Here is a 21,070-nt window from a genome sequence, read left to right as displayed (position 1 = left end):
CTCACCTCACACACCACCTTGCCGTACCGTCTGCTCCGGACCGGCACCCGACAGCAGCAGGTACAGGGCTGCCATCCGGACCGAGACGCCGTTCGCGACCTGCTCCCGAACTGTCGAGCGCGGGGAATCCGCGGCCGCGGCCGAGATCTCCAGCCCACGGTTCATCGGCCCGGGGTGCATCACAATGCTATCGGCCTTCAGGCGCGCCAGTCGCTCCCCGTCGAGCCCCCAGCGCCGCGCATATTCGCGTGTGGTCGGGAAGAACGCCGCGTTCATCCGCTCGGCCTGGATGCGCAGCATCATCACGACGTCCGGTCCCGAGTCGATCGCGTCGTCCAGGTCGTACCCGACCTCGACCGGCCAGCCCGACACATCCACCGGCAGCAGGGTCGGGGGTGCGACCAGGGTGACGTGCGCGCCCAGGGTGCGCAGCAGCCAGACGTTCGAGCGGGCCACCCGGGAGTGCAGGATGTCGCCGACGATCGTCACGCTCACGCCGTCGAGATCCTTGCCGCGGGAAGCCGCGCCGTGCAGCCGCCGGCGCATGGTGAACGCGTCGAGGAGGGCCTGCGTGGGGTGCTCGTGCGTGCCGTCCCCGGCGTTCAGGATGCCCGCGTCGATCCACCCGCTGGTCGCGAGGGTCTGCGGTGCGCCCGACGAGCCGTGGCGGATGACCACGGCATCCGCCCCCATCGCCTGGAGCGTCTGTGCCGTGTCCTTCAGGCTCTCGCCCTTGGAGACGCTGGAGCCCTTGGCCGAGAAGTTGATGACGTCGGCCGAGAGGCGCTTCGCCGCCGCCTCGAACGAGATCCGGGTGCGCGTCGAATCCTCGAAGAACAGGTTGACGACGGTCTTGCCGCGCAGCGTCGGCAGCTTCTTGACCTCGCGCTCCTGCACGTCCGCCATGTCCTCGGCGACATCGAGCAGCCGGATGGCGTCGTCCCTCGCCAGGTCGCGCGTCGAGAGCAGGTGCCTCATGCCTCCACCCCCGGCTTGTCGACGGTGGGCTCGTCGATCGTGACCGACTCCTCGCCGTCGACCTCGGCGAGGCGCACGAAGATGCGCTCGGACGCCGCCGACGGTAGGTTCTTGCCGACGAAGTCGGCGCGGATGGGCAGCTCGCGGTGGCCGCGGTCGACCAGCACGGCGAGGCGCACGGCGCGCGGCCTGCCCAGGTCGCTGAGGGCGTCCAGCGCGGCACGGATGGTGCGGCCCGAGAAGAGCACGTCGTCCACCAGCACCACGGTCTTGCCGTCGATGGAACCGGGGAGGGACGTGGGCTGCGGGGTGCGCGTGGGGTGGCGGGACAGGTCGTCCCGGTACATCGTCACGTCGAGTGCGCCCACGATCTCGGCGGGCGAGGACACAGCCGCCGGTTCGATGCGCTGGATGCTCTCGGCGATCCGCCGCGCGAGCACGACGCCGCGGGTCGGGATCCCGAGGATCACCAGATCGTCCGTTCCCCGGTTGGACTCCAGGATCTCGTGGGAGATCCGAGTCAACGCCCGGGATATGTCAGCCTGCTGCAGCACGGTTCGCGCTGTCATGCCGACCTCCTTCCCCGCCTCACAGGACGGCTGTTAAAGGATGCCTACGTCCCCTCACCCTACCAGCACACCCTCTTCCCTCTCCCTCCCGCGCCGCCGAGGTGCACGTTGTGGTCGCTATTCGGCGCGAATATCGACCACCACGTGCACCTCGGCTGAAGCGGGAAGGGGCGGGAAGGGTGGGAGGGGTGGGGGGTCAGTGGGTGGCGAGGAAGGAGGTGAAGGCCTTCTTGTCGTCCACGGCGCCGGGATACTGCTTGCGGTTCACGAGGACGGTCGGGGTGCCCTTGATCGTGTCGAGTGCCTTCTTGCCGTCGACCTCGATCGGGCCCTTCTGCGAGTTGGCGGTGTTGAGCTGCGCCCACGCCTTGTACGGTCCGCTGTCGGCAAGGCACGCGGAGATGTCGCCCGCGCCCGCGCCGCTCGCGCGCTTCGCCAGCTCTGTGTCACTCAGCCCGTCGGAGTTCTCCTCCGGCTGATCGGTGAACAGCGCCTGGTAGTACGGCAGCACCGCGCTCTGATCCGACACAGCCACGCACGTCAGCGCAGCCGCCGCACGCGTCGAGTAGCCGGTGCCGTTGGAGGCTGCGTCGAGGAAGGTCAGCGGGTGCAGCCGCAGGGTGATGGATCCGTCGTCCACGGCGCCCGCGATCGTCGCGCCGTTCGCCTTCTCGAACGCGCCGCAGACCGGGCACATCGCGTCGAACCAGATGTCGACCTTCTTCGCCCCGTCGCCGGCGGTGATGAAGCCGCCGTCGAAGTCGACGGCACCGTCCGTGCCCTTCGGGGGCGCGTCCGTCGCCACCGGGACAGTGGATGCTCCGCCCAGCAGCGAGCACGCCGCGACGGAGGTCGCCACACCGGCGGCGAGCACGATCGCCGCCGCCGCACGGCGCAGACGGCCGTTCACGCCGTGGCGTTCTGTGCGATCTTGGCGAGCAGCCCGTTCACGAACCCGGCCGAGTCATCGGTCGAGAGCACGGTCGCGGCCTCGACGGCCTCGGAGATCGCGACCCCCTCGGGCACCTCATCGTTGAACAGGATCTCCCAGACGCCGATCCGAAGGATGGCGCGGTCGACGGCGGGCATCCGGGCGAGCGTCCAGCCCTGGGCGTACGTCTCGATCTGCTCGTCGATCTCGTCCTGGTGCTCGATCACGCCGTCGAGGATCTCGCGGGCGTAGAGCCACGAGGCTTCGCGCGACGGCTGACTCGCCGCGCGCTCGGCCTCGGTCGCCAGCGCCTGACGGAGCGGCGTCTGCCGCAGGTCGGCGCTGTACAGCACATCGAGCGCGCGCTTGCGCGCTTTGGTCCGAGCGCTCATCTAGTCGTTGACGCGGCCCAGGTAGTCGCCCGTGCGGGTGTCGACCTTGACCTTGGTGCCGGTCTCCAGGAACAGCGGGACCTGGATCTGGTAGCCGGTCTCGACGGTCGCCGGCTTGGTGCCGCCGGTGGAACGGTCGCCCTGGAGGCCCGGCTCGGTGTAGGTGATCTCGAGCACGACGGACGCGGGGAGTTCCACGTACAGCGGCGAACCCTCGTGGAGGGCGACCGTCACGTTCTGGTTCTCGAGCATGAAGTTGGCGGCATCGCCGACGACCGGGCCCGGGATGGTGAGCTGGTCGTAGTCCGAGGTGTCCATGAAGACGAAGTCGGCGCCGTCCTGGTACAGGTACTGGTAGTCGCGGCGGTCGACGTTCGTGATCTCGATCTTGGCGCCCGCGTTGTAGGTGCGGTCGACGGTCTTGCCCGTCGTGACGTTCTTCAGCTTGGTGCGGACGAACGCGCCGCCCTTGCCCGGCTTGACGTGCTGGAACTCGATCACGCTCCAGAGCTGCCCGTCGATGCTGAGGACGACGCCGTTTCTGATGTCAGCGGTTGAAGCCAAGAGGATGTTCCGTTCGTTCGGTGTGAAGATTCGGGTGGTCGCCGCACTCGTTCAGAGGCGGCCCACGGCGGATCGCGCGCAGCGACCCCACAAGATTCTAGACGTCAGCGCCCGTTTCGGCGAATGAAGGCGAGCGCCATCCGGTACGACTCGAAGCCGAACCCGGCGACGACACCGGTCGCCACCGCGGTGATCACGCTCGTGTGCCGGAACTCCTCGCGGGCGTGCGGATTCGACAGGTGCACCTCGATCACGGTGCCGCCGGCCTTCGTGACGAGCGAGACGGCATCCCGCAGCGCGAATGAGTAGTGCGTCCAGGCTCCCGCGTTCAGGATGACCGGCGCACCGGAATCCGCGGCCTCGTGCAGCCAGCGGAGCAGCTGGCCTTCGTCGTCCGTCTGGCGCAGGTCGATGATGTCGCCCTCCGCGTCCTGCTGCAGCGCGGCGCGCAGGTCGTCGAGCGTCCCCGAACCGTACACATCGGGCTCGCGCGTGCCCAGGCGGCCCAGGTTGGGCCCGTTGAGGACCATAATTCCGGCCATGGTCACGAACCCACTTCCTGGTATGCGGCGAACAGCAGGCTCTGGTCCGGGCCGGCCAGCACGGTCGGGCGGGCCACGTCGTCGAGCACGATGAAGCGCAGCATACTGCCCCGCGCCTTCTTGTCGCGCTGCATGGTGGCGAGGAGCGTCTGCCAGCGGCCGAGCGGATAGCTCACCGGCAGGGTGAGCGACTCCAGGATGCGGCGGTGGCGGTCCACGGCCTCGTCGCCCAGTCGCCCGCTCAGGCGTGCGAGTTCCGCGGCGTAGACCATCCCGACGGAGACCGCCGCTCCGTGACGCCATTGGTAGCGCTCGGCGTGCTCGATCGCGTGCCCGAGCGTGTGGCCGTAGTTGAGGATCTCGCGCAGGCCCTGCTCGGTGAAGTCCTCCCCCACGACGCGCGCCTTGATGCCGATGGACAGCTCCACGAGCCGGCGGAACTCGGGCGACTCCGGGTCGGTCGCACGGTCGACGTCGGCTTCGAGGATGTCGAGAATCTCGGGCTCGGCGATGAAACCGTACTTGACGACCTCGGCGAAGCCCGCCAGGAGCTCGTTGCGCGGAAGCGAGCTGAGCGTGTCCAGATCGCAGATCACGGCTGCGGGCGCGTAGAACGCACCGACCAGGTTCTTGCCCTCGGCCGTGTTGATGCCGGTCTTGCCTCCGACGGCCGCATCCACCATCCCGAGCAGTGTCGTCGGCACCTGGATGAGCTTCACGCCCCGCAGCCACGTGGCCGCCACGAAACCGGCGAGGTCCGTGACCGCGCCTCCGCCGAAGCCGATGACCGCGTCCGAGCGGGTGAAGTCGGCCTGCCCCATGATCTGCCACAGGAACGAGGCGACCTCGATGCGCTTGGCCGCCTCCGCATCCGGGATCTCGGCCAGCAGCACCTCGTAGCGGTCGAGCAGCGACTCGCGGAGTGCGGCAGCGGCAGCGCCCAGCGTGGGCGGGTGCACCACGAGCACCTTGGCCACGCCGGTGCCGAGATGGGATGCGAGATCGAACCGCAGGCCGCGTCCGACGAGGACGGGGTAGGGCTCCGTGCCCGAGACGAGGATCTCGGTGGGGGCGTCGGTCATGCGTGTCCTTCCGTTGCTGCGCCGGCCGGATCCGCACCGGTGACCCAGGCGGCGATCTCCGCCACGATGGTGTCGATCGGGCGGGACGAGGTGTCGGCTGTATAGTCCGCCAGCGATCGGTAGAGGTCGCTGCGGGAGGCGACCAGCCGTTTCCACGACTCCAGATCGGTGATCAGCGGGCGCTTGCCGTTCCTGATCCGCTTCGCGATGGCCTCGGCGCGCACGGTCAGCAGCACCACGCGCACGTCGGCCAGGTCGGCCTGCGTCTCGGAGTCGAGTACGGCTCCCCCGCCGAGCGAGACCACGCCCGGGCCGCGGAGTGCTTCCGCCACCGCCGCCCGTTCGAGACGGCGGAAGTACGGCTCGCCGTGCTCGGCGAAGAGCTGCGGGATCGGACCGTGCTCCGCAGAGACCACCGTGTCCGTGTCCACGAAGGGAACGCCGAGGGTCTTGGCGAGCCGCTTGCCGACCCGCGACTTGCCCGCTGCCGGCGGACCGATCAGCGCGATGGTATCTGCCCGGGGCACGGCGGTCAGGCGTACGGAGCGGCCGAGCGCTCCGTCGTGAGATTCGCCGGGATGCCGTCGAGGTATCCGTGGAGGTTGCGGGCCGTCTCGGTGACGGAGTCCCCGCCGAACTTCTCCAGCACGGCGTTGGCGAGCACGAGCGCGACCATGGCTTCTGCGACCACGCCCGCGGCGGGCACGGCACAGACGTCGGAGCGCTGGTGGTGGGCCGGAGCGGCCTCGCTCGTCGCCACATCCACTGTGCGGAGGGCGTGCGGGATGGTCGCGATCGGCTTCATGCCCGCGCGGACGCGCAGGACTCCGCCGGTGCTCATGCCGCCCTCGGTGCCGCCCGCTTTGTCGCTGGTGCGGATGATCGTGCCGTCCTCGGCGAGGAGCTCGTCGTGGGCCTCGGACCCGCGACGGGTGGTAGTCAGGAAGCCGTCGCCGACCTCGACGCCCTTGATCGCCTGGATCCCCATGAGAGCGGCGGCAAGCTGAGCGTCGAGCTTGCGGTCCCAGTGCACGTACGAGCCGAGCCCCGGCGGGAGGCCGTAGGCCAGGACCTCGACGACGCCGCCGAGGGTGTCGCCGTCCTTGTGCGCGGCGTCGACCTCTTGCACCATGCGCTCGGAGGTGGCCGGGTCGAAGCAGCGCAAGGGGTCGGCGTCGAGGGTGTCGACGTCGGAGGGCAGCGGGAGGGGCGCGTCCTCCGGCACCCGGACCGGCCCGATCGAGAGCGTGTGGCTTACGAGGGTAATGCCGAGTTCGTTCAGGAACGCCTTCGCGACCGCGCCGAGAGCGACGCGCGCGGCGGTCTCCCGGGCGCTGGCGCGCTCGAGCACCGGGCGGGCCTCGTCGAAGCCGTACTTCTGCATGCCCACCAGGTCGGCATGGCCGGGACGCGGCCGCGTCAGCGGGGCGCCGCGACCGGAGGCGAGCACCGCCGGGTCGACCGGCTCGGCGCTCATCACATCCACCCACTTGGGCCACTCGGTGTTGCCGATGCGCAGGGCGACCGGGCTTCCGAGACTCAGCCCGTGGCGCACGCCGCCCGAGAGGTCGAGCGCATCCTGTTCGAACTTCATCCGGGCTCCGCGGCCGTAACCGAGCTTGCGGCGCGCCAGATCGGCGCGGATCGCATCCAGCGAAACGGGGACGCCTGCGGGGAGTCCCTCGAGGACGGCGATGAGTTCGGGACCGTGGGATTCCCCGGCCGTGAGCCAACGAAGCATTCTTCGATTCTGGCACAACGGCTCAGGCGCGCCGCTCAGGCCTCCAGCGGAGCGCCCTGCTCGTCGATCCCGACGGCCTCGAGCATCGCGCTGAGCACCGCGTCCTCGTCCTCCAGCGGCTGCAGCGGGTCGCCGGAGACGAAGATGCGGACCTGGAGCAGCGCCTGGTGCGCGAGCATGGCGAGTCCGGAGACGACGCGTCCGCCGACCGCCTCCCACTGCCGCGCCAGCGGCGTCGGCCACGGGTCGTAGGCCACATCGAAGAGCGTCGAGCGCCGGCGGGTGGAGTCGGTGTAGACCGCCTCGGTCAGCGTGCCGCCGGGGAGCGTGCTGATCACCAGCTCCGGGACGTCGAGAGAGCGGTCCGCTTGCGAGAACGGCCGGATGCGCACGCGGAGGCCGAGGTCGCCCGCGAGTGGCTCGATCCAGGCGCTTCTGGCCAGATCGCGGACATGCACGTCCACACGCTCGGCCCCGAGGTCGGCCGCCGCGACAAGGGCGGATGCGGCGGTCGCTCCCCCGCCGAGGATGTGCACGTACCGCGCCTCGTCGAGACCGGCTGCCCGCAGGGCACGGACGATCCCCTCGACGTCGGTGTTGAACCCGCGGAGGGCGTCTCCGTCGATGAGGACGGTGTTGGCACCGCCGGTCTGCTCGACGATGCGGTCCGTCTCGGCCAGCAGCGGGAGGACGGCCTTCTTCAGGGGCATCGTGAGCGACAGCCCTCGCCACTCCGGGCCGAGTCCGGCGATGAAGTCCGGGAGCGCTTCCTCCGCCACGTCGATGGCCTCATACGACCAGTCGAGGCCGAGCGCGTCGTACGCCGCGCGGTGCAGCTCGGGCGAACGGGAGTGGCCGATCGGAGAGCCGAGCACCGCGAGACGTCGGCTGGGCGCCTTGGCCTTGCGCGGTTTGGCCGGTGCGCGGGATGCGGTCTTCGCGGGCGCCGGCGCGTCCGCGGCGTCGTCAGCGGCGTCGTCCGCGGCGTCGTCCGGCTCTTCGCGCTCTGCCGCCTCCTCCGCCTCGGCGACCGCCGCCTCCTCGGCCTGCGCCTGGCGCTCCGCCTCGACCAGCTGCGCGATCGCGGCCTCGGCCGACGCCTCAGCCGGGCCGTCCTCGATGGCCGGCCGAGCGTCCGCGTCGGCGCCGCTCACATCCGCACCGCTCACATCGTCGGCGACCGTCACGTCGTCGTCCTCGAGTACGGCCGGCTCGGCCAGGTCTTCATCGCGCGAACGCTCGTCCATGTCATCCAAACCCGGGGTTGTCCCGCATCCACTGCTGCCACTTCTCCACCGCGGCGTCGTGCTCGGCCTGGGTGGTGGAGAAGATCGTCTCTCCGGTCTGTAGGTTCCAGGTCACGAAGTACATCCAGGTGCCGTCGGCAGGATGCTGCACCGCGTTGATGGCCAGGTCGCCCGGATTCGAGATCGGACCGACCGGGAGACCGGGGTGCGCGTACGTGTTGTACGGGTTGGAGGCGTCCGCGCGCTCGGCGTCCGTCGTCGTCACCCGGTCGGTGTGGCCGGTCCCGTAGGCGACGGTCGCGTCGGACTGCAGGTCCCAGCCCTGCGCCAGACGGTTCAGGAAGACCCGGGCGACCTTGGGATAGTCGTCCTTGAGCCCGGCCTCGCGCTGCACGACCGACGCCAGCACGACCGTGCTCCACCGGTTGGCGGGGGCGACCCCGGCCTCGTCCAGCGACTGGAACATCCGGTCGACCATCGTCTTGATCGCCTGCTGCGCAGTGGTCCCCGGAGCGAACGTGTACGTCGCCGGGAACAGGAAGCCCTCGAGGGAGGTCGCTTCGGGCGGGAGCCCGTACGCCGCGGGCGTCGCCGCCGCCGTCTGCAGGTCGGCCAGCGGAATCTTCGTGGCGTCGGCGACCGTCTGCAGGATGTCCTTCTCCGGCGTCCCCTCGGGGATGACTGCGGTGTTCTCCACGCGCGACGCGGGATCCTGCAGCGCAGCGAGTGCCGCCGCCGCACTCATCTGCTTCGCCAGCTTGAAGACGCCGGGCTGGAACTGCGCCTCCGGCTTCTGCCGGAGCAGCAGCGAGTAGAAGGCGTCGTACGTCTTCACGACACCGGCCTTGGCCAGGTTGTTCGAGATCGTCGAGCCGTCGTCCCCCGACGTGATCGTGAACATCACCTCGCCGGTGCCGCTGCCCTTGTAGTCGTTCTCGGGCGGGAACAGCGCGTTCTGCACCTTCGCGATCTGGGGCTGGAAGATGGCGTACGCAGCACCCGCCATGCCGCCCAGGATGCCGAGGACCACGATCGTGACGATGAGCCGCTTCACCCAGCGGCGCTTCTTCTTCGGCAGTTCGTCGTGCGAGAGGTAATTCTGCTGACGCCAGACCAGAGGGTGTCCGTCGTGATCGGTATCGTCTTCGGTATCCAGCACTCCGAACACAGTACGCGCCGGATGGTCATCGTGCGAGGCCGTCTGCTCGGCCGTCCCGTGCCGTGCGGCCGCACCCACCGGCTGGGGTTCTTCGACCTGCGCGATCGGTCCGGTGATGACCGCGTCGAAGTCCAGGCCCGCGAGGGCGGCCCGGTCGGCCGGCGTCTCCTGAGTCGGCGTCGGCGATGAGATCGGCGCCGCGAACGACTCGGCCGGCAACAGCGGCTGGTCGCCGGCCCCCGGAGCGCCGGCCGCCGGAGCGCCGGGCGCCGGAGCAGTCTGGCCGGTGCGCTCCTGCGCCTCACGTGCAGCGCGGGCCTCCCGACGCGTCATCGGCGGTCGCCCGTCGGCCGCCGTCGGCTCCGTCGCGGACGCCGGTTTCGGCTCAAGCGGACGGTTCACGGCCGGGAAGACGGGCGGCTGCGGCCGCTCTGGGGGGTTCTGAGACAAGCTACTGTCCAATGCTCGTTTCGACGGTGTCACCGGGCGGACGGCCCGTGGCGCGTTCCACATCGAGGGCGTGCTGCAAAATTATCGTGGCCGCGACCTGATCCACCACGGGACGCGCCTTCTTGCTGTTCCTGCCGGACGCTCGCAGGGCGTTCGTCGCCGACACGGTGGACAGGCGCTCGTCCACCAGCCGCACCGGGACTCCGACCTCTGCGGCCAGCGACTCGGCGAAACCGACGGCGTCCGCGGTGGAGGCGGTTCTCGCGCCCGAGAGCGCGAGCGGCAGTCCGACGATAACCTCGAAGGCTCCGAGTTCCCCGACGATCGCGGCGATCCGGCGGCGATCCTCAGCGTCTTTCGAGCGCGCGACGGTCTCGACCGGGGTGGCCAGCATGCCGTGGAGATCGGACCGGCTCACGCCGATTCGCACCTTGCCGACGTCGACGCCGATCCGCACCCCACTGCGCACGCGGTGCTATCCGATCGCCGAAACGACCGCGCTCAACGCCGCGGGGATCGCGTCCGGGTCCGTGCCGCCGCCCTGGGCGAGGTCGGCCTTGCCGCCTCCGCCGCCGCCGAGCACTCCGGCCGCGGTCTTCGCCAGCGCACCGGCGTTGACGCCGGCGTCGCGTGCCGCCTGGTTCGTCGCGACGATGACCACCGGCTTGCCGCCGGCTCGGGCTGCCAGCGCGACCGTCGCCGCATCCGACCCGAGCCGCTCGCGGACGGTCGTGACCAGCAGACGCAGGTCGTCCGCCGTATTCAGCGTTCCCGCGTCTTCCGCGATCACGGTCACCGCGCCACGACGGGTCGCCGACTCGAGCAGTGCAGGCACCTTGTCGAGCACCGCGCGAGCCTCGAACGCCTGGATGCGCTTCTCGGCCGCCTTCAGGTTCGCCATGAGGTCGGCGATCTTCTCCGGCAGCTGCTCGCGCGGCGTCTTGAGGGAGCTCGACAGCTGCGACACGATGGTGCGCTCCACAGCGAGATCCTTGAACGCTTCGAGGCCGACCAGCGACTCCACACGTCGGTTGGTCGAACCGACCGACGACTCGCTGACCAGGTTGATCATCCCGATCTCGGAGCTCGTCGTGACGTGCGTGCCGGCGCAGAGCTCGCGCGACCAGGGGCCGCCGATGTCGACGACCCGCACGACGTCGCCGTACTTCTCGCCGAACAACGCCATCGCACCGAGCGACTTCGCCTCCGCGAGGGGCAGCTCGCGGGTGGTGACCTCGAGGTTCTGCCGGATCGCGTTGTTCGAGATCTCCTCGATCTCGCTGCGGGTCTCGGCCGAGAGCGCCTGGTTCCAGGAGAAGTCGAGGCGCAGGTAGCCGGCCTTGTTGTACGAACCGGACTGGTGCGCGTTCGATCCCAGCACCTGCCGGAGCGCCGCGTGGATGATGTGCGTTCCCGAGTGCGCCTGGCGCGCACCGCGGCGGTAGTCCGCGTCCACGACACTCGTCGCGGGCGCTCCGACTCCGACCTCGCCGCTGCGGACCAGCACCTTGTGGCTGATGAGTCCCTTGACGGGCTTCTGAACGTCGAGCACCTCGAGCTCGTACCCGGGCCCGACGATCGTGCCGGCGTCCGCATCCTGACCGCCGGACTCGGCATACAGCGCCGTCGCGCCGAGGATGATCTCGGCGAGCTGTCCCTCGCGCGCCCGGTCGACGGAGCGGCCGTCGACGATGAGGCCGAGCACGCTCGACTCGGTCTCCAGCTCTGTATAGCCGGTGAAGACCGTCTCACCGAGCGAGCGGAAGCTGCTGTAGACCGACAGATCGGCCAGCGCCGTCTTCTTCGCCTTCGCGTCCGCCTTCGCGCGCGAGCGCTGGTCGGACATGAGCTTGTCGAACGCGCCGCGGTCGACGCTGAGCCCCGCCTCCTCCGCCATCTCGAGCGTGAGGTCGATCGGGAATCCGTAGGTGTCGTGCAGCAGGAACGCGGTGTCGCCCGCGAGCTGCCTGCGGCCCTCCTTCTGCGTCGACGCCACAGCGGTGTCCAGGATGCTCGTCCCGGCCGCGAGCGTGCGCAGGAAGGTCTCCTCCTCCGCGTAGGCCAGCTGCGAGATCCGGTCGAACTCCGTGCCGACCTCCGGGTACGCCGCCTTCATCGCATCGCGCGACACCGGGAACAGCTCCGGGAAGGTGGCGGTCTCGACGCCGAGCAGGCGCATCGCGCGCACCGTGCGGCGCAGCAGCCGGCGCAGCACATAGCCGCGGCCCTCGTTCGACGGCGTCACGCCGTCGGCCATCAGCATGAGGGCGCTGCGCACGTGGTCGGCGACCACCCGGAGCCGCACGTCGTCCTCGTGCGCCTCGTTGCCGTACGGCTTGTTCGCCAGCGCGGCCGCCCGATCGAGCACCGGACGCACCTGGTCGATCTCGTACATGTTGTCGACGCCCTGCTTGATGAACGCGACGCGCTCCAGCCCCAGGCCGGTGTCGATGTTCTTCTTCGGCAGGTCGCCGAGGATCTCGAAGTCCTTCTTGCCGTCGCCCTCGCCGCGGAGGTACTGCATGAAGACGAGGTTCCAGATCTCAACGTAGCGGTCGTCGTCGGTCGCCGGTCCCCCGTCGGCGCCGTAAGCGGGGCCGCGATCGAAGAAGATCTCCGAGCAGGGTCCTGCCGGTCCCGGCTGGCCTGTCGACCAGTAGTTCGTGTCCTTGCCGAGGTCCTGGATGCGCTCCGGAGGCAGAGTGGATACGCGCTGCCAGATCTCGCGCGCCTCGTCATCCTCTTCGTAGACGGTGACCCAGAGATCCTTCGGGTCGAAGCCCAGGCCGCCCTCCTCCTCGGAGGTGGTCAGCAGGTCCCACGCGAACGTGATGGCCTGCTCCTTGAAGTAGTCGCCGAAGGAGAAGTTGCCCGCCATCTGGAAGAAGGTGCCGTGCCGCGGCGTCTTTCCGACCTCCTCGATGTCAAGGGTGCGGATGCACTTCTGCACGCTCGTCGCCCGCGGGAACGGCGCGGGGACCACGCCGGTCAGGTACGGCACGAACGGCACCATCCCGGCCACCGTGAACAGCAGCGACGGGTCGTCGCTGATCAGAGAGGCGGAGGGGACGACGGTGTGGCCGCGCTTCGCGAAGAAGTCGAGCCAGCGGCGGTGGATTTCAGCGGTCTGCATGGGTTCCGGTCGATCGAGGGTGCGAAAAGGAAGGACGGGCGTCAGTCGCCCTGGATGGCCGAGCGGATCTCCGCCTCGCGCTGGCGGTAGCCGTCGGAGACGGCCTCACCGAAATCGCGTGCTTTCCGATCCATGGTGCTGAAGAATTCGCGACCCTTTGCGGTCTCGTTGACCTGGTGGGCGACGGCGAAGCCGATGGCGACGCCGGCGAGCAGCCACAGGAAACTCTTCATGCTGATCCTCCCTCTCTGGATGACACCCGGCGCGGACGCCGGGCGCACGAGAGACAAGTCTAGTGGGAGTCGCGGTGCCCGTTCCGGGAAGCGGACGAGCCGCGGGAGGCGAACCCTCCGGCGGCCTTGAATGCGGCCCGCGCGGCCGCGCTGAATCCGGCCAGCTTGATCAGCGGACCTCCGACCGTCGCGGCGAAGAGGGCCACCAGCGAGGAGACGTTGCCGGTCACATCCGCCACGTTCTTGGTGATGACGTCGACCCGGGCGAGCTGCTTGTTCGTCTCCTGCAACGTCGTCGCCGTCTCGTCGAGGATCGGCGTGATGCCGTCGCTCGCCTCCTTGATCGCGGTGCGCGTCTGGTCGAGCACGCCGCCCAGCTTGACGAGCGGGAGGGCGATGAAGCCCACGAGGACCGCGAACACGACGGCCGCGATCAACCCTGCGATGTCTCCACCGGACATGTGGGCTCCTTCCATTCCGCCACGGGCATACGGGTCAAGCGTAGCCGCATCCTGTGGTGGGGGGCACCCGACCGACGCCTCCGGTGACCGCGGCGTCCGGGAAGGTTAAACGGAGAACGGGGCCGCGGCAGCTGCCACGACCCCGTTCCCGGGTGAAGACGCTGGACTCAGCGAGCCGCGTAGTACTCGACGACCAGCTGGACCTCGCAGGTCACGGGGACCTCTGCGCGCTTCGGGCGACGCACGAGGCGGGCCTGGAGCTTGTCCAGCTCGACCTCGAGGTAACCCGGGGTCTTCGGGAGGACGTCGACGTGACCGCCGGCGGCCGCGACCTGGAAGGGCTCGGTGCCCTCGGAGCGGGCCTTGACGTGGATGAGCTGGCCCGGCTTGACGCGGAACGACGGGCGGTCGACGAGCTGGCCGTCCACGAGGATGTGGCGGTGCACGACGAACTGACGAGCCTGCGTGATCGTACGGGCGAAGCCGGCACGGAGCACGAGGGCGTCGAGGCGCATCTCGAGGAGCTCGACCAGGTTCTCACCGGTCAGGCCCTGGGTGCGGCGCGCCTCTTCGAAGGCGATGCGGAGCTGCTTCTCGCGGATGCCGTACTGGGCGCGCAGACGCTGCTTCTCGCGCAGACGCACCGCGTAGTCCGAGTCGGCCTTGCGCTTGGTGCGGCCGTGCTCACCCGGAGCGTAGGGGCGCTTCTCCATGTAGCGCGCCGCCTTCGGGGTGAGCGGGATGCCCAGGGCCCGCGACTCGCGGGTCTTGCTGCGGGAACGTGAAGACACGGTTTCCTTTCGGTTTCTCTCTGAAGTAGTGGATTCGGGCGCACACACGTCGCCTTAGAGAGAGGGATTGTCGCCAGGGACGCCCGGCTACAGGGCCAGTCCCGTCGAAGCATGAACGCGGCAGCCGCACCCCGGACACACTTCTAGGCGGGTCAATAATAGCAGAGCGGAATCAGCGTCCGCGCACGATGCGGCGCAGCTTCGCCAGCCGCGCAGACACGTCGCGCTCGTTGCCGTGCTCGGTAGGCGTGTAATAGGTCGTCCCGCGCAATTCATCCGGCAGATATTGCTGTTCGAGCACGCCGAGTGCGTCGTCGTGCGGGTACTTGTAGCCCTTGCCGTGACCGAGCCGCTTCGCGCCCGAATAGTGCGCGTCGCGGAGGTGCTTGGGCACCCGGCCGATCTTCCCCGCCCGCACGTCGGCGATCGCCGCATCCAGAGCCATGTACGACGCGTTCGACTTCGGTGCCGTCGCCAGGTGCACGACCGCCTGCGCGAGCGGGATGCGCCCCTCCGGCATGCCGATCATCTGCACCGCGTCGGCGGCGGCCATCGCGATCACCAGCGCCTGCGGGTCGGCCATCCCGATGTCTTCCGAGGCCAGCACGATGATGCGGCGGGCGATGAACCGCGGATCCTCCCCCGCCTCGATCATCCGCGCCAGGTAGTGCAGCGAGGCGTCGACGTCGGAGCCGCGGACCGACTTGATGAACGCGCTGATGACGTCGTAGTGCTCGTCGCCGTTGCGGTCGTAGCGCAGTAGCGCGCGGTCGACCGCCTGGGCGACCAGCTCCGCGGTGATCAGCGGCTTCTTCTTGGCGGTGGCGGGAGTGAGGGAGGCGGCGGTGACGGATGCCGCCTCGAGCGCAGTCAGCGCGCGCCGGGCGTCGCCGGACGCCAGGCGCACGAGCGCCGCCCGCGCCTCCGGGTCGAGCGTGTACTGGCCGCCGAGGCCGCGCTCGTCGGTGACCGCGCGGTCGATGACAACCCCCAGGTCGTCGTCGCTCAGGGTCTCGAGCGTGAGCAGGAGGCTCCGCGAGAGGAGCGGCGAGATCACCGAGAACGACGGGTTCTCGGTGGTCGCGGCCACCAGGATGACCCAGCCGTTCTCGACGCCCGGAAGCAGCGCATCCTGCTGCGCCTTGGTGAAACGGTGGATCTCGTCGAGGAAGAGGACGGTCGAGACGCCGTAGAGGTCCCGGGTCGAGAGGGCCTCGTCCATCACGAGCCGCACGTCCTTCACCCCGGCCGTAACGGCCGAGAGCTCGACGAAGCGTCGGCCCGAGGAATGCGCGATCGCCTGTGCGAGCGTCGTCTTGCCGGTTCCCGGCGGCCCCCACAGGATGACCGAGACCGACCCGGACTGACCGTCCTTGTCGGACGCCAGCGCGACCAGCGGAGATCCCGGCTTCAGAAGGTGGCGCTGACCCGCGACCTCGTCGAGCGACTTCGGGCGCATTCGCACCGCGAGAGGAGTCGCTCCGGTGCGGAGCCCAGGTTGCACGTCGACCACCTCACAAGAGTAGTCGCGACCACTGACACTGCCGTTGTCTGCGCGTCCCTGGCCGGGGACGGCGTGTTTGTCCTCCATAGTCGGGCCGGATAGGGTTCTCCATGATCCGGCGGGCGTGGACCCGCGGGACCGCCCCCGTACGGACCGCCGGAGGACTCGAGTTGGCACCGAAGCAGAACGACCGCGACGCACGACTGGCCCGCGAGCGGCTCCGCGCCTATCAGGCGCGCCAGACCGTCCACGAGCACAAGGTCAAGCGACGCAAGCGCGACAACTGGGTGGCCGGAATCGCCGCCGTCGTGATCGTCGCCCTCGCGGTCGGCACCCAGCTCCTCTACTTCTCGGCCGGCCCGGGCGTCGCCAAGGCGTCCGCGTCGTCCTCGGCGTCCGCTGCGCCCACGGCGTCGCCGTCGGCCGCCGCAGTGCCGCCGAAGACCCTCGCAGAGGACCGCACCTGGACCGGCACCATGACGATCAACGGCATCCCGCTCGGCGTCTCGCTCGACGGAGCAGCGGCACCGCAGGCCGTGTCGTCCACGGTCTCGCTCGTGCAGAAGAAGTTCTATGACGGCCTGACCTGCCACCGCCTCACCGACGGCGGCTTCTTCGTGCTGCAGTGCGGCGACCCGGAGGGGAACGGGCAGGGCGGCCCGGGGTACTCGTACGGACCCGTCGAGAACGCGCCGGCCGACAACGTCTACAAGGCGGGAACCATCGCCATGGCGCGCCAGAGCGACAACGCATCGAGCCAGGGCAGCCAGTTCTTCATCGTCTACGAGGACACGACCATCCCGTCCGACAAGGCCGGCGGGTACACCGTCATCGGGCAGGTGACCTCCGGGCTCGATGAGCTCAAAGCACAGGTCACCGACAAGGGGGTGCAGGGCGGCGGGACCGACGGCAAGCCCGCGGTGACCACCACGATCGACACCTTCACCCTGCAGTGATCACGGCACGTGCAATAGGCTGATTCCCAACGATGGGCGGCATCCCGCCCGCATCGCGCAGCAGCAAGGTGAGGCTCTTGGCTACTTCTGAACAGCACCCCTGGGGACGTGTCGACGACACCGGGACCGTGTACGTCCGCGAGGGCGACAGCGAACGCGTCGTCGGCGAGTACCCCGACGGCACGGCCGAGGAGGCGCTCGCGTACTTCGAGCGCAAGTACACCGATCTCGCCGGACAGGTGGGCCTGCTCGAACAGCGCGCCCGCCGTGGAGCCCCGGCCGCCGACATCGCCAAGTCGGTCGCGAACCTGCGCACGTCCGTCGAGGGCGCCAACGCTGTCGGCGACCTGGCTTCGCTCCAGGTGAGGCTGGATGCCCTGGGCGGCACGGTCGAGGAGCTGACCGAGCAGCAGACCGCAGAGGCCAAGGCTGCCGTGGAGGCCGCCATCGCCGAGCGCACCGCCATCGTCGAAGAGGCGGAGGCGCTGGCCGCCCAAGACCCCGCGCGCACCCAGTGGAAGACCACGAGCACCGCGCTCGACGACCTGTTCGCCCGCTGGCAGGCCCACCAGCACGACGGCCCGCGCCTGCCCAAGAACGAGGCGAACGAGTTGTGGAAGCGGTTCCGCGCCGCCCGGGCGACCATCGAGCACAACCGCAAGGCGTTCTTCGCCGAGCTCGACACGCAGCACCGTGACGTGCGCAATCGCAAGAACGCGCTCATCGAAGAGGCCGAGAAGCTCATCCCTCTCGGCGCCGACGGCGTACCCGAGTACCGCCGCCTGCTCGACCAGTGGAAGGCCGCGGGCCGGGCCGGCAAGAAGAACGACGACGCGCTGTGGGCGCGTTTCAAGGCCGCCGGCGACGCCATCTACTCCGCCAAGGCAGAGGTGGATGCTCGCGACAGCGTCGAGTACGACGCCAACCTCCAGGCCAAGCTCGCCCTCCTCGACGAGGCCGAGCCGCTCCTCACGGCGACCGACCGTGAGACCGCCCGGGCTCAGCTGCTGTCGATCCAGGAGCGGTGGGACCAGATCGGCCGCGTTCCTCGTGACCAGGTCCGGCCGATCGAAGACCGCCTCCGTCGCATCGAGGCTGCGGTCCGCCGCCTCGACGAGGAGCACTGGGAGAAGAACAACCCGGAGAAGAAGGCGCGCTCCGAAGGACTGGCCAGCCAGCTCAACGCCGCGATCGCGAAGCTCGAGCAGGAGCTCGCCGATGCAGAGGCGTCGGGCGACAAGGCGAAGGTCAAGGCCGCTCAGGAGGCTCTCGACGCGCGGAAGGTCTGGCTGGACGCGCTCGGCTGAGTCCGTGTGGCGGTGGGGGCACCCACCGGCCGGTGGAGCACGGATGCGTTCACAACCGGCTCAGCTCGGACTTGTCCACTGTTTTCCGCATCCCGATCTACGCCAGTGGACGCCCGGCGAGGCTTGAGCAATGACCTCGCTCTCCCCTCTCCTGATCGATGCCAGCGTCCTCCCGATGGTGGAACTGCTCGCCCTCTGTCTCGACGGCCACCTGTATCGCGTGGGCGATGCGTTCGCCACGGCCGCGACGCCTGACTGTCCGGACCTGCGCGCTCACGCTTTCGCCCTGTCCGCGCCCGATTGGGCCGTCGCCGACCGCGGCACAGCGGCGTGGATCCATGGCACCCGTGCGACGCCACCGCCGCTCCCCCAGGTGTGCGTGCCGCCCAGACGCCGGGGACGGGTGTCGTCGCCGTTGATCGACGCCTGCCACCGGGCGCTCCGGCCCGACGAGGTGACCTCGCTCGGGCGGACCACGGTGACGACGCCGTTGCGGACCGCCGAGGACCTCATCAGCACTCCCAGCGCCTTCGGCTCTGCACAGGCGCTGGAGGTGCGTCACCTCCTCGCTCTCGCCGGCGTCACTCCCCCCGAGTTCGACGACCGATTGCGTGCGAGCCGTCGCATGGGGCGAGCGCTCGCGCGCACCCGCGTGCCCGCGGTCGCCCGCGCGGCGCTGCCCGGTCCGATCCTGGACGAGCAGGCGGATCGGCCGCCGGATGCGTCCGTCAGCCTCCGCTGACCCGGTAGACGTCGTAGACGCCGTCGATCCGGCGAACGGCGTTGAGAACGCGGTCGAGGTGGGTGGTGTCGCCCATCTCGAAGACGAAACGGCTCAGCGCCAGGCGGTCGTTCGATGTGGTGACGGTCGCGGAGAGGATGTTCACATGGTGTTCGGACAGCACGCGCGTGACGTCGCTGAGCAGACCGGAGCGGTCGAGCGCCTCCACCTGGATCTGAACGAGGAAGACGCTCTTCGAGCTCGGCGCCCACTCGACGTCGATCATCCGGTCGGGCTCCTGCAGCAGCGATTGCACGTTGTGGCAGTTCGCCTGGTGCACCGAGACGCCCTGGCCGCGTGTGACGAAGCCGACGATCGGGTCACCGGGAACAGGGGTGCAGCACTTCGCGAGCTTGACCAGGATGTCGGGCGCTCCGCGGACGAGGACGCCCGAGTCGCTGTTCCGCAGCTGGCGACGGCCCTTGACGGGGATGTCCAGCTCGCCGTCCGACTCGACCTCGGTCTGGAGCGACGCGACGATCTTCTCGATCATCGACTGCGTTGACACGTGGCCCTCGCCGATCGCGGCGTAGAGCGCCGAGACGTCCGGGTACTTGAGCGACGACGCGACCTCGTGGAGGGCGTCCTGCGTCATCAGCTTCTGCAACGGAAGGTTCTGCTTGCGCATCGCACGAGCGATCGCGTCCTTGCCCTGCTCGATGGCCTCGTCGCGCCGTTCCTTGGTGAACCACTGCCGGATCTTGTTGCGCGCTCGGGGGCTCTTGACGAAGTTCAGCCAGTCCTGGCTGGGGCCGGAGTCCGGGTTCTTCGACGTGAAGATCTCGACGACATCGCCGGTGTTGAGGCTGCTCTCGAGCGGCACCAGTCGGCCGTTGACCTTGGCGCCCATGGTGCGGTGGCCGACCTCGGTGTGCACCGCGTAGGCGAAGTCGACGGGCGTCGCTCCGGCCGGCAGGCCGATGACGCGGCCCTTCGGCGTGAACACGTAGACCTCTTTCGCCCCGATCTCGAAGCGCAGCGAGTCGAGGAACTCGCTCGGGTCGGCGGTCTCCGCCTGCCAGTCCGAGATGTGGGCGAGCCAGGCGAGGTCGGTGTCGTTCTTGCCCGGGCCTCCGGTGCTCTTGCCGGTGGTCTGCTCCTTGTACTTCCAGTGCGCGGCGACACCGAACTCGGCGCGCTGGTGCATCTCCTCCGTGCGGATCTGGATCTCGACCGGGCGACCCTGCGGGCCGATCACGGTCGTGTGCAGCGACTGGTACAGGTTGAACTTCGGGGTGGCGATGTAGTCCTTGAACCGGCCAGGCATCGGCGTCCAGCGCGCGTGGATCTGGCCGAGGACCGCGTAGCAGTCGCGCACGGTGTTCACCAGGACGCGGATGCCCACCAGGTCGTAGATGTCGTCGAACTCGCGACCCCGGACCACCATCTTCTGGTAGATCGAGTAGTACTGCTTCGGCCGCCCGACGACCTTGCCGCGGATCTTGGCGGACTTCAGGTCGTCGTTGATCGCGTCGATGACGTGCTGCACCAGTCGCTCGCGCTCCGGAGTCCGCTGCTTGACGAGACTCTCGATCTCGGCATACAGCTTCGGATAGAGGACTGCGAAGGACAGGTCCTCCAGTTCCCACTTGATCGCCTGGATGCCGAGGCGATGCGCGAGGGGAGCATAGATCTCGAGGGTCTCGGTCGCCTTGCGCGTCGCGGAGGCGGCCGGCACGAATCCCCAGGTGCGGGCGTTGTGCAGCCGGTCCGCCAGCTTGATGATCAGCACGCGGATGTCCTTCGACATGGCCACGATCATCTTGCGAACGGTCTCGGCCTGAGCGCTGTCGCCGTACTTGACCTTGTCGAGCTTGGTCACGCCGTCGACGAGCATGGCGATCTCGTCGCCGAACTGGTCGCGCAGCTCATCGAGCGTGTACTCGGTGTCCTCGACCGTGTCGTGCAGGAGTGCTGCGGCGATCGTCTTCGCGCCGATTCCGAGGTCGGCGATGATCTGCGCCACGGCCACCGGGTGCGTGATGTACGGCTCGCCCGATCGGCGCTTCTGCCCGCGGTGCGCCTGCTCGGCGACCGTGTAGGCCCGCTCGATCAGCGAGAGGTCGGCCTTCGGGTGATGCGTCCGCACGGTGCGCATCAGCGTCTCGACCGCACCGGAGGGCTGGGCCCGCGAGAAGATGCGCGGCACCAGACGGCGCAGGGAAGCGCTCTGCGATGTCGTCGTATCAACCATTCGCGCGCCTCCTGTCGTCCATTATGACCGTTCCCGGCCACCGCTCTGTCACGGT

21 protein-coding genes are annotated in these 21,070 nt (G+C 69.4%); 3 read left to right on the top strand and 18 right to left on the bottom strand.

What is annotated here, in order from left to right; translation table 11 throughout:
• Positions 1-6: 6 nt before the first annotated feature.
• The 17 genes from P3F85_RS06440 to P3F85_RS06360 form a co-directional block, all read right to left on the bottom strand.
• Entirely contained in the window at positions 7-978 is a 972-nt protein-coding gene (locus P3F85_RS06440; RefSeq protein ID WP_374010417.1) for an aspartate carbamoyltransferase catalytic subunit, read from the bottom strand.
• Positions 975-1,547: a bifunctional pyr operon transcriptional regulator/uracil phosphoribosyltransferase PyrR gene (pyrR, locus tag P3F85_RS06435; protein ID WP_374010416.1), complete on the bottom strand. Its 573-nt coding sequence runs from the start codon at positions 1,545-1,547 to the stop codon at positions 975-977. Before pyrR ends, P3F85_RS06440 begins: the two co-directional genes overlap by 4 nt.
• A 196-nt stretch (positions 1,548-1,743) precedes the next feature.
• Positions 1,744-2,457, bottom strand: coding sequence for a DsbA family protein (locus P3F85_RS06430; protein WP_374010415.1), 714 nt, complete (start codon positions 2,455-2,457; stop codon positions 1,744-1,746).
• Positions 2,454-2,870: a transcription antitermination factor NusB gene (nusB, locus tag P3F85_RS06425; protein ID WP_374010414.1), complete on the bottom strand. Its 417-nt coding sequence runs from the start codon at positions 2,868-2,870 to the stop codon at positions 2,454-2,456. The genes P3F85_RS06430 and nusB overlap by 4 nt, the downstream gene beginning before the upstream one ends.
• Entirely contained in the window at positions 2,871-3,434 is a 564-nt protein-coding gene (gene efp / locus P3F85_RS06420) for an elongation factor P (protein ID WP_374010413.1), read from the bottom strand. It abuts the gene before it with no gap.
• Between the two features lie 104 nt (positions 3,435-3,538).
• A complete protein-coding gene (locus tag P3F85_RS06415) occupies positions 3,539-3,976 on the bottom strand; it encodes a type II 3-dehydroquinate dehydratase (RefSeq protein ID WP_374010412.1) in 438 nt (145 codons plus the stop codon).
• Between the two features lie 2 nt (positions 3,977-3,978).
• The gene (gene aroB / locus P3F85_RS06410; RefSeq protein ID WP_374010411.1) at positions 3,979-5,058 is read right to left on the bottom strand and encodes a 3-dehydroquinate synthase; all 1,080 of its coding nucleotides are present in this window, start codon (positions 5,056-5,058) and stop codon (positions 3,979-3,981) included.
• Positions 5,055-5,585, bottom strand: a complete 531-nt coding sequence (locus P3F85_RS06405) for a shikimate kinase (RefSeq protein WP_374010410.1) — start codon at positions 5,583-5,585, stop codon at positions 5,055-5,057. The genes aroB and P3F85_RS06405 overlap by 4 nt, the downstream gene beginning before the upstream one ends.
• A 5-nt stretch (positions 5,586-5,590) precedes the next feature.
• Entirely contained in the window at positions 5,591-6,799 is a 1,209-nt protein-coding gene (aroC, locus tag P3F85_RS06400) for a chorismate synthase (protein ID WP_374010409.1), read from the bottom strand.
• Positions 6,800-6,834: 35 nt separating this feature from the next.
• The gene (locus P3F85_RS06395) at positions 6,835-8,046 is read right to left on the bottom strand and encodes a shikimate dehydrogenase (protein WP_374010408.1); all 1,212 of its coding nucleotides are present in this window, start codon (positions 8,044-8,046) and stop codon (positions 6,835-6,837) included.
• Between the two features lies 1 nt (position 8,047).
• Positions 8,048-9,538: an endolytic transglycosylase MltG gene (gene mltG / locus P3F85_RS06390; protein ID WP_374010407.1), complete on the bottom strand. Its 1,491-nt coding sequence runs from the start codon at positions 9,536-9,538 to the stop codon at positions 8,048-8,050.
• A gap of 118 nt (positions 9,539-9,656) precedes the next feature.
• A complete protein-coding gene (gene ruvX / locus P3F85_RS06385) occupies positions 9,657-10,124 on the bottom strand; it encodes a Holliday junction resolvase RuvX (protein WP_374010406.1) in 468 nt (155 codons plus the stop codon).
• A gap of 6 nt (positions 10,125-10,130) precedes the next feature.
• The gene (alaS, locus tag P3F85_RS06380; protein WP_374010405.1) at positions 10,131-12,788 is read right to left on the bottom strand and encodes an alanine--tRNA ligase; all 2,658 of its coding nucleotides are present in this window, start codon (positions 12,786-12,788) and stop codon (positions 10,131-10,133) included.
• Between the two features lie 41 nt (positions 12,789-12,829).
• Positions 12,830-13,021 carry a hypothetical protein gene (locus P3F85_RS06375; protein WP_374010404.1) on the bottom strand — a complete coding sequence of 64 codons (192 nt, stop codon included), beginning with the start codon at positions 13,019-13,021 and terminating at the stop codon, positions 12,830-12,832.
• 59 nt (positions 13,022-13,080) lie between these two features.
• A complete protein-coding gene (locus P3F85_RS06370) occupies positions 13,081-13,482 on the bottom strand; it encodes a DUF948 domain-containing protein (protein ID WP_374010403.1) in 402 nt (133 codons plus the stop codon).
• 167 nt (positions 13,483-13,649) lie between these two features.
• Positions 13,650-14,273: a 30S ribosomal protein S4 gene (gene rpsD, locus P3F85_RS06365; RefSeq protein WP_374010402.1), complete on the bottom strand. Its 624-nt coding sequence runs from the start codon at positions 14,271-14,273 to the stop codon at positions 13,650-13,652.
• Positions 14,274-14,445: 172 nt separating this feature from the next.
• Complete coding sequence (locus P3F85_RS06360; RefSeq protein WP_374010401.1) at positions 14,446-15,786, bottom strand: replication-associated recombination protein A; 1,341 nt, start codon at positions 15,784-15,786, stop codon at positions 14,446-14,448.
• Between the two features lie 161 nt (positions 15,787-15,947).
• Between P3F85_RS06360 and P3F85_RS06355 the strand changes: the two genes are divergently transcribed.
• From P3F85_RS06355 to P3F85_RS06345, 3 genes are all read left to right on the top strand, one after another.
• Positions 15,948-16,733: a peptidylprolyl isomerase gene (locus P3F85_RS06355; RefSeq protein WP_374010884.1), complete on the top strand. Its 786-nt coding sequence runs from the start codon at positions 15,948-15,950 to the stop codon at positions 16,731-16,733.
• Between the two features lie 77 nt (positions 16,734-16,810).
• On the top strand, positions 16,811-18,040 hold the full coding sequence (locus P3F85_RS06350; protein ID WP_374010400.1) for a DUF349 domain-containing protein: 1,230 nt from the start codon (positions 16,811-16,813) through the stop codon (positions 18,038-18,040).
• Positions 18,041-18,170: 130 nt separating this feature from the next.
• The gene (locus P3F85_RS06345) at positions 18,171-18,782 is read left to right on the top strand and encodes a type IV toxin-antitoxin system AbiEi family antitoxin (protein WP_374010399.1); all 612 of its coding nucleotides are present in this window, start codon (positions 18,171-18,173) and stop codon (positions 18,780-18,782) included.
• Here P3F85_RS06345 and P3F85_RS06340 read toward each other — a convergent pair.
• The gene (locus tag P3F85_RS06340) at positions 18,769-21,015 is read right to left on the bottom strand and encodes a bifunctional (p)ppGpp synthetase/guanosine-3',5'-bis(diphosphate) 3'-pyrophosphohydrolase (RefSeq protein WP_374010398.1); all 2,247 of its coding nucleotides are present in this window, start codon (positions 21,013-21,015) and stop codon (positions 18,769-18,771) included. The two genes, P3F85_RS06345 and P3F85_RS06340, sit on opposite strands and share 14 nt — an antisense overlap.
• Between the last annotated feature and the right edge of the window lie 55 nt (positions 21,016-21,070).

Source organism: Leifsonia sp. T36S-04, assembly GCF_042465655.1.
Taxonomy (GTDB): Bacteria; Actinomycetota; Actinomycetes; order Actinomycetales; family Microbacteriaceae; genus Leifsonia.
The sequence above is the reverse complement of the archived record's forward strand: the minus strand, read 5'-3'. Positions and strand labels throughout refer to the sequence as shown.

What these genes read in the sequence shown, in the direction of transcription:
- P3F85_RS06340 (WP_374010398.1), bottom strand. Translation starts at nt 21,015, where the DNA reads ATGGTTGATACGACGACATCGCAGAGCGCTTCCCTGCGCCGTCTGGTG.
- P3F85_RS06415 (WP_374010412.1), bottom strand. Translation starts at nt 3,976, where the DNA reads ATGGCCGGAATTATGGTCCTCAACGGGCCCAACCTGGGCCGCCTGGGC.
- P3F85_RS06375 (WP_374010404.1), bottom strand. Translation starts at nt 13,021, where the DNA reads ATGAAGAGTTTCCTGTGGCTGCTCGCCGGCGTCGCCATCGGCTTCGCC.
- P3F85_RS06395 (WP_374010408.1), bottom strand. Translation starts at nt 8,046, where the DNA reads ATGGACGAGCGTTCGCGCGATGAAGACCTGGCCGAGCCGGCCGTACTC.
- mltG (WP_374010407.1), bottom strand. Translation starts at nt 9,538, where the DNA reads ATGACGCGTCGGGAGGCCCGCGCTGCACGTGAGGCGCAGGAGCGCACC.
- P3F85_RS06440 (WP_374010417.1), bottom strand. Translation starts at nt 978, where the DNA reads ATGAGGCACCTGCTCTCGACGCGCGACCTGGCGAGGGACGACGCCATC.
- aroB (WP_374010411.1), bottom strand. Translation starts at nt 5,058, where the DNA reads ATGACCGACGCCCCCACCGAGATCCTCGTCTCGGGCACGGAGCCCTAC.
- P3F85_RS06345 (WP_374010399.1), top strand. Translation starts at nt 18,171, where the DNA reads ATGACCTCGCTCTCCCCTCTCCTGATCGATGCCAGCGTCCTCCCGATG.
- alaS (WP_374010405.1), bottom strand. Translation starts at nt 12,788, where the DNA reads ATGCAGACCGCTGAAATCCACCGCCGCTGGCTCGACTTCTTCGCGAAG.
- nusB (WP_374010414.1), bottom strand. Translation starts at nt 2,870, where the DNA reads ATGAGCGCTCGGACCAAAGCGCGCAAGCGCGCGCTCGATGTGCTGTAC.
- P3F85_RS06370 (WP_374010403.1), bottom strand. Translation starts at nt 13,482, where the DNA reads ATGTCCGGTGGAGACATCGCAGGGTTGATCGCGGCCGTCGTGTTCGCG.
- aroC (WP_374010409.1), bottom strand. Translation starts at nt 6,799, where the DNA reads ATGCTTCGTTGGCTCACGGCCGGGGAATCCCACGGTCCCGAACTCATC.
- pyrR (WP_374010416.1), bottom strand. Translation starts at nt 1,547, where the DNA reads ATGACAGCGCGAACCGTGCTGCAGCAGGCTGACATATCCCGGGCGTTG.